This window comes from Pseudomonas sp. ANT_H12B, assembly GCF_008369325.1.
In the GTDB taxonomy this organism is placed as follows: Bacteria; Pseudomonadota; Gammaproteobacteria; order Pseudomonadales; family Pseudomonadaceae; genus Aquipseudomonas.
This window is the reverse complement of sequence record NZ_VOBI01000010.1, coordinates 15912-28415: the sequence shown is the minus strand read 5'-3', so window position 1 is coordinate 28415 and position 12504 is coordinate 15912. Positions and strand designations below refer to the sequence as shown.

General features: G+C 59.4%; 11 protein-coding genes. 3 read left to right on the top strand and 8 right to left on the bottom strand.

Features of this window, described 5'->3' with window-relative positions; genetic code table 11:
• Positions 1–171: 171 nt before the first annotated feature.
• From folK to dksA, 7 genes are all read right to left on the bottom strand, one after another.
• Positions 172–657: a 2-amino-4-hydroxy-6-hydroxymethyldihydropteridine diphosphokinase gene (gene folK, locus FQ185_RS16550; RefSeq protein ID WP_149418340.1), complete on the bottom strand. Its 486-nt coding sequence runs from the start codon at positions 655–657 to the stop codon at positions 172–174.
• 3 nt (positions 658–660) lie between these two features.
• Positions 661–2061, bottom strand: a complete 1401-nt coding sequence (locus FQ185_RS16545; protein WP_149418339.1) for a polynucleotide adenylyltransferase PcnB — start codon at positions 2059–2061, stop codon at positions 661–663.
• A 710-nt stretch (positions 2062–2771) separates the two neighbouring features.
• On the bottom strand, positions 2772–4208 hold the full coding sequence (locus FQ185_RS16540) for a sigma-54 dependent transcriptional regulator (protein WP_149418338.1): 1437 nt from the start codon (positions 4206–4208) through the stop codon (positions 2772–2774).
• Between the two features lie 22 nt (positions 4209–4230).
• Positions 4231–7185 carry a sensor histidine kinase gene (locus tag FQ185_RS16535; RefSeq protein WP_178113547.1) on the bottom strand — a complete coding sequence of 985 codons (2955 nt, stop codon included), beginning with the start codon at positions 7183–7185 and terminating at the stop codon, positions 4231–4233.
• Positions 7169–7345, bottom strand: a complete 177-nt coding sequence (locus tag FQ185_RS16530) for a hypothetical protein (protein WP_003176118.1) — start codon at positions 7343–7345, stop codon at positions 7169–7171. Before FQ185_RS16530 ends, FQ185_RS16535 begins: the two co-directional genes overlap by 17 nt.
• 77 nt (positions 7346–7422) lie before the next feature.
• Positions 7423–8319 (bottom strand): tRNA glutamyl-Q(34) synthetase GluQRS, encoded by an 897-nt coding sequence (gene gluQRS, locus FQ185_RS16525; RefSeq protein WP_149418337.1) that lies wholly within the window; start codon positions 8317–8319, stop codon positions 7423–7425.
• Between the two features lie 138 nt (positions 8320–8457).
• Positions 8458–8898, bottom strand: coding sequence for an RNA polymerase-binding protein DksA (gene dksA / locus FQ185_RS16520; protein WP_007902025.1), 441 nt, complete (start codon positions 8896–8898; stop codon positions 8458–8460).
• 333 nt (positions 8899–9231) lie between these two features.
• Between dksA and FQ185_RS16515 the strand changes: the two genes are divergently transcribed.
• Both FQ185_RS16515 and sfsA read left to right on the top strand, forming a co-directional pair.
• On the top strand, positions 9232–10404 hold the full coding sequence (locus tag FQ185_RS16515) for a pyridoxal phosphate-dependent aminotransferase (protein ID WP_149418336.1): 1173 nt from the start codon (positions 9232–9234) through the stop codon (positions 10402–10404).
• Positions 10404–11117, top strand: coding sequence for a DNA/RNA nuclease SfsA (sfsA, locus tag FQ185_RS16510; protein ID WP_149418335.1), 714 nt, complete (start codon positions 10404–10406; stop codon positions 11115–11117). The genes FQ185_RS16515 and sfsA overlap by 1 nt, the downstream gene beginning before the upstream one ends.
• Here the strand turns inward: sfsA and FQ185_RS16505 are convergent.
• A complete protein-coding gene (locus FQ185_RS16505; RefSeq protein ID WP_149418334.1) occupies positions 11114–11431 on the bottom strand; it encodes a Rieske 2Fe-2S domain-containing protein in 318 nt (105 codons plus the stop codon). The genes sfsA and FQ185_RS16505 overlap by 4 nt on opposite strands.
• A gap of 165 nt (positions 11432–11596) precedes the next feature.
• Between FQ185_RS16505 and FQ185_RS16500 the strand changes: the two genes are divergently transcribed.
• Positions 11597–12469, top strand: coding sequence for a hemin ABC transporter substrate-binding protein (locus FQ185_RS16500; protein WP_149418333.1), 873 nt, complete (start codon positions 11597–11599; stop codon positions 12467–12469).
• Positions 12470–12504: the final 35 nt, after the last annotated feature.

The following is a 12504-nucleotide window of genomic DNA, read 5'->3' as shown; positions in this document are numbered from 1 at the left end:
CGTCGCGGGTGTTACCGGGGTAACTGATGCGATTCAGCAGACGCAGATCTTATGCCCGACACAAAATACCTGTGGGAGCGAGCCTGCTCGCGATAGCGGTGTGTCATTCAGCATTGATGCCGACTGATCCACCGCTTTCGCGAGCAGGCTCGCTCCCACAGGGGATTTTTGTCAATTTTGAGGGAGGCGTTCCAGGCCGACGAACGGGCAGGCAGTGAGCAAATCACTCAGGCTGCGACCATCGGCCAGACGCAAATCCGCAGGCGCCAGTTCGGCCAGAGGATAGAGCACGAAAGCTCGTTCCTGCAGGTGGTAGTGAGGCACCTTGAGGCGAGGTTCGTCGATCAGCCGATCACCAAACAGCACGATGTCGAGATCCAGCGTACGCGGGCCCCAACGTTCAAGGCGTTCGCGGCCCTGTCCGTTCTCTATGGCTTGCAGTGCATCAAGCAACTCCAGCGGCGGGAGCGTGCTGTCGAGGGCGGCAACCGCGTTGGTGTAACGCGGCTGGCCGGGCAGCAGCGAGTCGCTCTGATAAAACCCGGAAACACCGATCAGTTCGGTCTGCGGCAACTGCGCCAGCGCATCGACGGCGCTGCGCAATTGTTCGGCGGGGTCAGCCAGATTGCTGCCCATGCCGATGTAGATGCGTTCCATGAATTACTCGCCCGTGGTGCTCGGTGCGCCGGCTGCGCGTTTGCGCTTGGCTCCGCCACTGCGGCGACGTTTGCGTGGAGCACCGGTGCCGTCATCCTTGCCGCTGAGGTCGCGGATCATGTCGCGGCGCTCACTGTCGTTGGCGTCCTGATAGTCCGTCCACCATTCGCCCAGGCCATCGGTTTGCTCACCGGCGCTTTCACGTAGCAGCAGGAAGTCGTAACCGGCGCGGAACCGTGGGTTGTCCAGCAACAGGTCGGCACGTTTGCCACTGCGTCGTGGCAAGCGCTCCTGCATGTCCCAGATTTCGCGGATCGGCATGGTGAAGCGTTTCGGAATCGCGATGCGCTGGCACTGTTCGGCAATCAGCTCGTGCGCCGCTTCCTGCATCGCCGGAATCGGCGGCATGCCACGTTCTTGCAAACGAAGTACGCGGGCCGGCAGGGCAGGCCAGAGCAGGGCAGCAAACAGGAACGCCGGGGTCACCGGTTTGTTCTGCTTGATCCGCAGGTCGGTGTTGATCAGGGCTTCGCTGATCAGCGTGTGGGTGTACGTCGGGTTGTATTCCAGCGCCTCGGCACTGGCCGGGAACAGCGGATCGAACAACTGCAGGTCGACGAGCATCTCGAAGGTGTCCGCGGCATGGCCGGAGAGGAACAGCTTGAGGACTTCTTCGAACAGGCGAGCCGACGGGATCTCGCGCAGCATCGGTGCCAGGTCGCGGATTGGCGCGGCGCTGTGTTTCTCGATACCGAAATTCAGCTTGGCGGCAAAACGTACGGCCCGCAGCATCCGCACCGGGTCTTCCTGGTAGCGTTGCTTTGGATCGCCGATCAGGCGGATCAGGTGATTGCGAATGTCGTGTACGCCGTTGGCGTAGTCGAGGATGCGCTCGCTGACCGGATCGTAATACAGGGCGTTGATGGTGAAGTCGCGACGTTGCGCGTCTTCTTCCAGCGTGCCGTAGACGTTATCGCGCAGGATGCGCCCGCTTTCGTTACGGGAAGACTGGTTGCTGTCTTCCTCTTCATCGTTTTGCGGGTGATTGGCGCGGAAGGTCGCGACTTCAATGATTTCGCGGCCAAAGTGGATGTGCACCAGTTTGAAGCGACGACCGATGATCCGCGCGTTGCGGAACTCGGCACGAACCTGTTCGGGGGTTGCACTGGTGGCAACGTCGAAATCCTTCGGCGTGATGCCGAGGAGCATGTCACGCACACAGCCACCAACCAGGTAAGCCTGGTAACCGGCGTTCTGCAGGCGTTCGACGATGTTCACCGCGTAACGACTGAATTGCGCCTTTTGCAGCGAATGTTGGCCGCTATTGAGCACTTCAGGCGTGCTGCGGATGTGTTGCGTATGACGCTTGGGAGAACGGAATGACTGGAACAACTTCTTCAGCATGGGATGCACTGTTTGAAGGAATGTTCGGCCATAACGAAGAATGACCGCATGATGGGCGGGGATTCTAGCATTTAGTCAGGGGATGGTGTAGGAAGCTGCGCAAGCGCTTGAAGGGGCTGTCGATTGGCGCGTCTAAACGCCAGAAACTACAAGGGGAGCCGAAGCTCCCCAAGAAAGTAGTTGCATGCTCTATTTTTATTTTTGATTCGGGCTTTTTGTTTTTGTTAAGTGCCCTCGCCATGAAGTTTTTCCTTCATGACCCTCCCAATCGGGAGCCAAGAGCAAACGGATTGCTTTGGTCGCTGTGTTGCAGTGATCTTGCGATCCAACCAGTTCAGGCTCTGTCTTAGGACAGTTTTTGTTGTTCTCGGCCTGGTCGTGGGGCAAGCCCCAAATACAACGCCTCTCCAAAAGAATCAGTTAGCTGCGCCTCTCGCCGTCTTGTTTTTATTGTGCGTGAGTCGATACGTCTTATTTTTATTGTCTTGTGCATTGCTTGTTATTGTTCTTGTACTAAACATATAGCAGGGTGCGTGCCAACTTTTGCGAGGCCCAGCAAAACAAGGGGTTAGGCCGGAAGGTGAGGTTTTCAGAGGCCAAAAAAAACCGGGGCTTCGTTACCGTAAGCCCCGGCTTCTGTTACGTGAAAAAGCTGAGGTAACAGTTTTTTCACAAAGTCACGTGTTACCCGCCCATCAGACAGGCACGGTTCAGCTCTCGCTGGCCACTCCGGTCTTGCGTCGCGGAATGCCCAGGCGCTGACGGCGTTCCCACAGGCATTTGCGGCTGACACCGAGTTTGCGCGCCAACTCGGTTTCGGTCATGTGGTCCTGATGCTCGAGAACGAAGTGCTGGAAGTAGTCTTCCAGCGACAAGTCTTCGGTCGGCTCATGGCTGTTGTTACCGGCGGCGCTGCCCTGTTGTGGGGGCAGGCCGATGAAATCGTCATCGTCCAGATCGCTCAGTTCGATGTCGATCCCCAACAGCTCGGCAGAAATCTCCGGGCTCTCGCACAGGATGACCGCGCGCTCGACGGCGTTTTCCAGCTCACGGACGTTACCCGGCCAGGTGTAATGACGAATCGCTTGCTCGGCATCCGGGGCGAATTTCAGATCGGTGCGGTTGACCCGCGCGCTCTGCCGCGCCAGGAAGGCATTGGCGATTTCATTGACGTCCGCACCGCGCTCGCGCAAGGCCGGCAGTTTCAGGGCGATCACGTGGAGGCGGTAATACAAGTCTTCACGGAACTGGCCGATCTTCGCCAGGCTCTTGAGGTCCCGGTGAGTCGCGGCGATCAGGCGTACATCGACTTTCTGCGACTGTACCGAACCCACCCGACGAATTTCGCCTTCCTGCAATACACGCAGCAGGCGAGCCTGGGCTTCCAGTGGCAGTTCGCCGATTTCATCGAGGAACAACGTACCGCCGTCCGCCGCTTCTACCAGACCGGCACGCCCGGCGCTGGCGCCAGTGAACGCGCCTTTTTCGTGGCCGAACAGTTCGGACTCGATCAGGCTTTCCGGAATGGCGGCGCAGTTCACCGAAATCATCGGCGCCTTGGCGCGTTTGGACAGGTTATGCAGGGCGCGCGCCACCAGTTCTTTACCGGTGCCGGACTCACCCTGGATCAGGACATTGGAATCGGTCGGCGCGACTTTGCGGATCTTGCTGTACAGATCCTGCATCGGCGGGCAGGAGCCGATGATGCCGATTTCGCCGTTGCTGTTATCGACACCCGGTTTCGCGGCGCCATTGGTAGCTTTGCCGGCGACCGGTTCACCGCTGGCTTGCACCGATTGCCGGTCACGCAGGATGCGCGCAACGGCCTGGAGCATTTCGTCGTGATCGAAAGGCTTGGCGATGTAATCCACCGCGCCCATCTTCATCGAGTCAACGGCCGAACGCAGGCTGGCGTAGCTGGTCATGATCAGCACTGGAGTGCCCTGGCCGAGTTTGATCAACTCGGTGCCAGGCGCGCCAGGCAGACGCAGGTCGCTGACGATCAGGTCGAACGTGGGAATAGTGAAGCGTTCTTGTGCTTCCTGCACTGAACCGGCTTCGCTCACCTGGTACTGGTTACGTTCCAGCAGGCGGCGCAAGGCGGAGCGGATAATTGTTTCGTCTTCGACGATCAAAATGTGCGGCATTGATTCGATACTCTCGACGGTCTCAGTTCACAGCGGACGTCGCTTCGACATGACGCGGCAAGGTCACCCGGATACGGGTGCCGCGTTGGCTTTGTACATCAGCCGGGCTGTCGATGGTGATTTGTCCATAATGCTCTTCAACGATGGAATAGACCAGTGCAAGGCCCAGACCGGTGCCTTCGCCAGGATCCTTGGTGGTGAAGAAAGGTTCGAACAATCTATCCATGATGTTCTTCGGAATTCCGCTGCCTTCGTCTTCGACGATCAAATCGACCGTGTGTTCGCCGGCTTCGCTTTTGACCCGCACCGCGCTGCCGGGAGGCGAGGCGTCACGGGCGTTTGAGAGCAGGTTGATCAGTACTTGGGCGAGCCGCTGCGGATCGCCTTCAACCCAGTGATCGGGGTCGCACAGGTTGTAGAACTGCACTTCGAAATTGCGTCGGTTCAGGGCCAGCAAACCGATGGCATCCTGGGCCACTTCGGCCAGACAGACGGGCTCGTCGTTGTGCTGATGACTGCCGGCATGGGCAAAGCTCATCAGCGACTGAACGATGCGTGACACACGTTTGGTCTGCTCAAGAATCTGCCCACTGATCTCCTTCAACTCACCATCGTCTTCGCGCTCTTCGCGCAGGTTCTGCGCCAGGCAGGCGATGCCGGTGATCGGGTTGCCGATTTCATGGGCCACGCCGGCGGCGAGTCGACCGATGCTGGCCAGGCGCTCGGAGTGCACCAGTTTGTCTTCGAGCATTTGGGTTTCGGTCAGGTCTTCGACCAGCAGTACCAAGCCACTGTTGCCCGGTGCGAGCGGTTCGTCGATCGCCGCTTTGTGCAGGTTCAGCCAGCGGGTCTGACCATCGAGGGCCAGGTGCTGTTTGTGCAAATGCTCGTCCGGTAGATTAATGAAGCCTTGCAGCAGCTCTTTCCACGGATCGGCGATGGTGCTCAGGCGCGAACCGACCACACGCTGCGCGGCAATTCCGGTCAGCTCTTCCATGGCCTTGTTCCACATGAGGATTTCCTGGTCCTTGGCCAGCGAGCAGACGCCCATCGGCAATTCCTGCAAGGTCTGGCGGTGATAGCGACGCAGGGCATCGAGTTCGGCGGCAAGGCCGGTCAGGCGCGAGTGGTAATCCTCGAGGCGACTTTCGATGAAGTGGATGTCTTCAGTGACGTAGTTTTCGCCGCCGGCCTTATATGGCAGGAATGTCTCGACCATGTCCTGAGCCACACTCGGCCCCATCAGACCGGAGAGGTTGGCTTCGATACGGTCGCGCAAACGGCGCAAGGCGTATGGCCGGCGTTCATCGAAAGGCAGGTAGAGGTCGCGCAGGGCCTGTTCGACTTCTTTCTGCGCAGCCTTGGCACCCAATGGTTTTGCGAGCTGCGTGGCGAATTCCTGGGGCGAAGCGGCGTGCAGCTCGCGGCGTTGCGGACGACGCACGTTGTCCACGGCGCAGGCTTCGGCGGCACTGGCCTCTTCGCTGCTGGCATTGGTGAACAGCGAGATCAGGGTGAACATCAGCACGTTGGCGGCCAGAGAGGCAATCGCCGCCATGTGCCAACTGGTGTCGTCCAGCACGTAGATCATGTTCAGCAGCGGAATGTAGAAGCCTTGCAGATTGCCCACCAACGGCAACAGCATGGTCACCAGCCACACCAGAATCCCCGCGAGCAAACCGGCGATGAAGCCGCGGTGGTTGGCGGTCGGCCAATACAGCACCGACAGCACGCCCGGCAGGAATTGCAATGTAGCCACAAACGCCACGATGCCGAGGTTGGCCAAGTCTTGTTCCGCGCCCAGCAGCAGATAGAAACCGTAACCGGCCATGATGATCGCGACGATCAGCGCCCGACGCGTCCACTTCAACCAGCGGTAGATGTTGCCTTCGGCCGGCGGCTGATAGAGCGGCAGCACCAAATGGTTCAGCGCCATCCCGGACAACGCCAGCGTGGTCACGATGATCAGTCCGCTGGCCGCCGACAATCCGCCAACATAGGCCAATAGCGCCAGGGCCTTGCTGTTGGCAGCGATGCCGATGCCCAGTGTGAAGTATTCCGGGTTGGTGGTAGCGCCCAGCTTCAGGCCGGCCCAGAGAATCAGCGGGACAGCCAGGCTCATCAACAGCAGGAACAGCGGCAAGCCCCAGCTCGCACTGACCAGCGAGCGCGGGTTGAGGTTTTCGGTAAACGTCATGTGGTACATGTGCGGCATCACGATCGCCGAAGCGAAGAACACCAGCAGCAGCGTGCGCCATGGGCCTTCCTGCAAAGGTGTGTGCAGGGCGGCGAGGGCGGTCTGGTTTTGCAGCAGCCACAGTTCCAGCTGTTGCGGGCCGTCGAACACACCATAAAGGGCATACAGGCCGACGCCGCCGATGGCGATCAATTTGATCACCGACTCGAAGGCAATCGCGAATACCAGTCCTTCATGTTTCTCGCGAGTAGCGATGTGGCGCGAGCCAAAGAAAATCGTGAACAGCGTAATCAGTGCGCAGAAGCTCAGGGCCACGCGATGTTGCACCGGCTCGCGGGTGAGGATGCCGATGGAGTCGGCCACCGCCTGAATCTGCAACGCCAGCAGCGGCAGCACGCCGATCAGCATGAAGATCGTGGTCAGTGCGCCGGCCCACGTGCTGCGAAAGCGGAAGGCGAACAGATCGGCCAGGGACGATAGCTGATAGGTGCGGGTGATCTTCAGGATCGGGTACAGCAACACCGGTGCCAGCAAAAACGCCCCGGAGACGCCTAGATAGCTGGACAAAAAGCCGTAGCCGTACTGATAAGCCAGGCCCACCGTGCCGTAAAACGCCCACGCACTGGCGTAAACGCCCAGCGACAGGGTGTACGTCAGCGGGTGGCGAATGATCGCCCGGGGGATCATGCCCCGTTCGCTGACCCAGGCTACGCCGAACAGCACCGCCAGGTAGGCGGCGCTGATCAGGATCATCTGGGTCAGGCTAAAGCTCATCGGCATCTTTTTGGCTCTGCAGGATGAAGGTCACGACGATCAGAATCAGCCAGAGCAGATAAGGGCGATACCAAGCGCCAGTGGCGTCGATCCACCAATCCATGATGGCCGGGGAGAACAGATAAATCCCCACTACCAGAAGCAGGACCAAGCGATAGATGTACATCCCGGCCTCTCTTTTTTATGCGCGTGCCCGAAAACGTGCGGCGATGGTAACGGATGGGCGCGCCACTGCAAGTACGATCACTGTAGTTGCGCTTCGGGCAGGTTGAGTGTGCGCGGGATCAACAGGGCATCCCAGTGGGCGATGCCCCAGTTCAACACTTCCCGTGGTGTGGCGTAAGCCAGTTCGGCGCCCGGATTCTGCCCCAGTGCGCGCAACGCACGCAGCAACAAAGGTGTTGCCTGATCTTCGGCCAGCGGCGGCGAGCGATAGGACTTGCCGAGTTTGTTGCCGTCGGGCTGGGTAATCAGCGGGATATGCAGATAACGCGGCTGCGGCAGGCCGAGCAACTCTTGCAGGTAGAGCTGACGTGGGGTGGAGTCGAGCAGGTCGGCGCCACGCACGATGTCGGTGATACCTTGCCAGGCGTCATCGAGTACTACGGCCAACTGATAGGCGTAGAGCCCATCACGGCGGCGGATGACGAAATCGCCGACCTCCCGGCCCAGATGCTGGCGGAATTCGCCTTGAACCCGGTCGATGAAGTGGTATTCCAGTTCCGGTACGCGCAGGCGAATCGCGGCGTCTTCGGTGCCATGCCCGGCATTGCGGCACAGGCCCGGATAAATCCCGTGATACGGCTCCAATTGTTTGCGCGAACAGGTGCAAGCGTAGGCCAGGCCGTGATTGAACAGGCGATTGAGCACTTCGGCGTAAGCCTCGTGCCGGTCGCTCTGTCGGACCATTTCGCCATCCCACTCGAAACCGTAGCTTTCCAGGGCATTAAGGATCGCCGTTTGAGCACCGGATTCTTCCCGTGGCGGATCGAGATCTTCCATGCGCATCAGCCAGCGACCACCCACCGAGCGTGCGTCGAGGTACGAGGCCAGCGCTGCGACCAGCGAACCGAAATGCAGATGTCCACTGGGCGTGGGGGCAAAGCGCCCGATGTAGGTGGGGGAAACGATGGCGGTCATGGCTTGATATTACGTTGTTGGCGCCTGATAAGCGCACGGCTTGCTCGCGATGGCGATCTCAAAGTCTCGGCAGGTATCAGCAAATATCAGAAACAAAAACGGAGCGTTCGCACGCTCCGTTGTTCGTTCAAGTCGAAATTACTTGCCGACTTGCTTTTCCTTGATTTCCGCCAGGGTCTTGCAGTCAACGCACATATCGGCGGTAGGGCGGGCTTCCAGTCGCTTGACGCCAATTTCGACGCCGCAGGACTCGCACCAGCCATATTCTTCGTCTTCGATCAATTGCAGCGTCTTGTCGATCTTTTTGATCAACTTGCGTTCGCGGTCGCGGGCACGCAGCTCGAGGCTGAATTCTTCTTCCTGGCTGGCACGGTCTGCCGGGTCAGGGAAGTTGGCCGCTTCGTCTTTCATGTGATCAACCGTACGGTCGACTTCCTGCATCAAGTCCTGTTTCCACTTGTTCAGGATCTTGGTGAAGTGAGCGCGCATGGGCTTGCCCATGTACTCCTCGCCCTTTACTTCTTTGTAGGGTTCGAAGCCGCTGATCGACTGGTTTTGCTGCTTTGCTTGGGTGGGCATGAAATGGACCGCCTCTACTCTTGTAATCCATTGCGCAGGATTGCTCCATCACCGACACCTGCCGGCCCTGCGGCTGCAAGCGGGCGAACTTACCAGATCAAATCGGACCGCGCTACTCCCGGATGTCGAGGTAGTGGCTCGCAGTGCTTGCAAATTATTGCAAAGCCTTGTCTGGTGGCGTTGGAGGCCTGATCAAATATTGATTTTAGTCAAACCTGGGGCACACGCTCGAGTCGTTTACGAGCAGGGTTATATCGCCTCTGACCGCTTTAGGTTCTCGCTCGTTCCTGCGCTTGGGTAGAATCGATTCTTTTCCCCGTTGAAGGAAGGCTAATGGCCCAGCCCTACAGTGCGCGCAGTCGCGCGATCGAACCGTTCCATGTCATGGCGCTGCTGGCGCGGGCCAATGAATTGCAAGCCGCTGGCCACGACGTGATCCACCTGGAAATCGGCGAGCCGGACTTCACCACCGCCGAGCCGATCATTCAGGCCGGTCAGGCTGCACTGACGGCGGGGAAGACCCGTTACACCGCCGCGCGCGGCATTCCCGAGTTGCGTGAGGCCATTTCAGGCTTTTATCAGCAGCGCTACGGGTTGAGCATCGATCCGCAACGCATCCTCATCACTCCAGGCGGTTCCGGTGCGCTGCTGCTGGCCAGCGCCTTGCTGGTAGACCCGGGCAAACACTGGCTGCTGGCGGACCCGGGCTACCCGTGCAACCGGCATTTCCTGCGGCTGGTCGAAGGCGCGGCGCAGCTTGTTCCTGTCGGTCCGGACGTGCGCTATCAGTTGACCCCGGACCTGGTGGCCCGTTACTGGGATCACGACAGCGTCGGCGCCCTCGTGGCATCGCCGGCCAACCCGACCGGGACAATCCTGACCCGTGATGAGCTGGCGGGCCTGTCTGCCGCCATCAAGGAGCGTCACGGCCATCTGGTGGTGGACGAGATCTATCACGGGCTGACTTACGGTACCGATGCCGCGAGCGTGCTGGAGGTTGATGACAGCGCCTTTGTTCTGAATAGTTTTTCCAAGTATTTCGGCATGACCGGTTGGCGCCTCGGTTGGCTGGTGGCGCCGGAAGCGGCAGTCGGTGAGCTGGAAAAACTCGCCCAAAACCTCTACATCAGCGCCCCGAGCATGGCCCAGCACGCCGCATTGGCCTGCTTCCAACCCGAGACCCTGCGCATTCTCGAAGAGCGTCGCGCCGAATTTGGCCGTCGTCGGGATTTCTTGTTGCCAGCCTTGCGCGAACTCGGTTTCGGCATCGCCGTGGAACCGGAAGGGGCGTTCTATTTGTACGCCGATATCAGCCAGTTCGGCGGCGATGCCTTCGCGTTCTGTCGGCATTTTCTAGAAACCGAACACGTTGCGATCACGCCGGGTCTGGACTTTGGGCGTTATCAGGCCGGGCATCACGTACGGTTTGCCTACACCCAAAGCCTGCCGCGATTGCAGGAAGCGGTGGAACGTATCGCTCGCGGATTGAAGAGCTGGCAAGGCTGATGCGCTTTCATCCTGCGCTTGAAGAAGGTCGCCTGATTCGTCGTTACAAGCGTTTTCTCGCCGATATCGAAACCGTTAGCGGCGAGTTACTGACCATTCACTGTCCGAACACCGGCTCGATGCTCAATTGTCAGGTCGAGGGCGGGCAGGTCTGGTTCAGTCGCTCCAATGACCCCAAGCGTAAGTTACCCGGCACTTGGGAAATCGGCGAAACCCCGCAGGGTCGCTTGTTTTGTGTGAATACCGGACGCGCCAACGGTTTGATCGAAGAGGCACTGCGGGCCGGAGTCATCACCGAACTGAACGGTTTTACCGAGCTGAAACGCGAAGTAGCCTACGGACAGGAAAGCAGTCGCATCGATTTCCGTCTCGACTACCCGAGCGGGCCGGCCTATGTAGAAGTCAAAAGCGTCACCTTGGGCTTCGACGGCTCAATGGTCGCGGCATTTCCCGATGCGGTGACCCAGCGCGGAGCCAAGCATCTGCGCGAATTGGCCCATTTGGCCCGGGACGGGATTCGCGCGGTGCAGCTGTATTGCGTAAATCTCACTGGCATCGACGCCGTGCGTCCTGCAAAAGAAATCGATTCGGCCTACGCCGACGCCTTGCGTGAAGCGGTGGCGTGCGGAGTCGAAGTGTTGGCTTATGGCGTGCGGTTGAGCCACGAAGAAATGGTGGTCGATCGGCGTCTGGAGGTGTTGCTCCAAGGTTAGAGGGTGATCCAGATCCCTTGCTCGTCTTCGCGGCAGGGGACGCAGGTCAGGGATTGTCCGGCGCAAGGACCGGCGACGCATTCGCCGTCCTCGATCAGAAACAGGGCGCCGTGGGTCGCGCACTGGATCAGACTGTTGCTGGGGTCGAGAAACTGGTCCGGCTTCCATTCCAGCCCGACACCACGGTGCGGACAGCGATTGATGTAGACGTAGACCTGACCGCCCCGGCGCACGGCAAATAGCTTCTGGCCGTCAATGTCGAAACCCCGGCTGCTGGCATCGGCCAGCTCAACGCCAGCACAAAGAAACTTCATGTCTATCCTCAAGTTCCGCGGCTCGTGACTGGATATGTCCGAGCTTGACGTTCAAATGCAAACAATTATCAAATGGCTGCCTTGCCCTTCGCTTCAGATGCCAGGCGACAAGGATACGTGGCCTGTCATTTCAATGCCCGGGAAAACCCTTAAAGGAAGCTGTTTATGCGCCTGAGTACCCGCGTTGCTGCGCTCTGTGTCGGACTCCTCATCAGCCACCACGCCGCAGCGGCCGAGTTGCCACAACGTTGGGTCAGTGCCGGTGGAGCGCTGACGGAGTGGGTCATCGCGCTGGGCGGAGCGTCAAAACTGGTCGGTGTCGATACCACCAGTCAGTATCCTGACTCCCTCAAGACGCTGCCAAGAATCGGGTATCAGCGGCAACTGTCGGGGGAGGGAATCATGAGCTTACGCCCGCAGATTTTGATCGGCACCGAAGAAATGGGACCGCCGCCGGTGCTGTCGCAGATTCGCAGTGCCGGCGTGCAAATCGAACTGTTTTCGGCTAGGCCGGATCTGATGACCTTGCAGGACAACTTGAAGCATCTGGGCTTGTTGCTCGGCGCTGAAGACCGGTCGGCGCGGTTGTTCGAGAGTTATCAACAGATGCTTGATCATGAACGGGTTCGGGTCACTCAGGCACAACTGACGCAAAAATCGCCGGGCGTGCTGTTGTTGCTTGGCCACGCGGGCGGCAAACCGCTCATCGCCGGCAAGGACACCGCCGCTGATTGGTTGCTGCAACAGGCCGGTGGGCACAATCTGGCCACGCATACCGGCTATAAACCGTTTTCTGTCGAATCCCTGATCAGTCTGGATCCTGAGGTGCTGGTGTTTGCCGATCGTGCACTGACCGGTGATGCGGCACGTGCGGCGTTGTTCAAGGAGAACCCGATCCTGTCCTCGACACGCGCGGCCAAGGACGGGCGAGTCATGGAGCTTGATCCGACGTTGTTGGTCGGGGGGTTGGGGCCGCGGCTACCCGCTGCGTTGAAAAAACTGTCTGACGCCTTTTACCCCGGTTCGGCCGGCCAATGACCATCCTGGTTAAACCCCGTGCTTTGTTCATTGGT

What these genes read in the sequence shown, in the direction of transcription:
- folK (WP_149418340.1), bottom strand. Translation starts at nt 657, where the DNA reads ATGGAACGCATCTACATCGGCATGGGCAGCAATCTGGCTGACCCCGCC.
- FQ185_RS16545 (WP_149418339.1), bottom strand. Translation starts at nt 2,061, where the DNA reads ATGCTGAAGAAGTTGTTCCAGTCATTCCGTTCTCCCAAGCGTCATACG.
- FQ185_RS16540 (WP_149418338.1), bottom strand. Translation starts at nt 4,208, where the DNA reads ATGCCGCACATTTTGATCGTCGAAGACGAAACAATTATCCGCTCCGCC.
- FQ185_RS16535 (WP_178113547.1), bottom strand. Translation starts at nt 7,185, where the DNA reads ATGCCGATGAGCTTTAGCCTGACCCAGATGATCCTGATCAGCGCCGCC.
- FQ185_RS16530 (WP_003176118.1), bottom strand. Translation starts at nt 7,345, where the DNA reads ATGTACATCTATCGCTTGGTCCTGCTTCTGGTAGTGGGGATTTATCTG.
- gluQRS (WP_149418337.1), bottom strand. Translation starts at nt 8,319, where the DNA reads ATGACCGCCATCGTTTCCCCCACCTACATCGGGCGCTTTGCCCCCACG.
- dksA (WP_007902025.1), bottom strand. Translation starts at nt 8,898, where the DNA reads ATGCCCACCCAAGCAAAGCAGCAAAACCAGTCGATCAGCGGCTTCGAA.
- FQ185_RS16515 (WP_149418336.1), top strand. Translation starts at nt 9,232, where the DNA reads ATGGCCCAGCCCTACAGTGCGCGCAGTCGCGCGATCGAACCGTTCCAT.
- sfsA (WP_149418335.1), top strand. Translation starts at nt 10,404, where the DNA reads ATGCGCTTTCATCCTGCGCTTGAAGAAGGTCGCCTGATTCGTCGTTAC.
- FQ185_RS16505 (WP_149418334.1), bottom strand. Translation starts at nt 11,431, where the DNA reads ATGAAGTTTCTTTGTGCTGGCGTTGAGCTGGCCGATGCCAGCAGCCGG.
- FQ185_RS16500 (WP_149418333.1), top strand. Translation starts at nt 11,597, where the DNA reads ATGCGCCTGAGTACCCGCGTTGCTGCGCTCTGTGTCGGACTCCTCATC.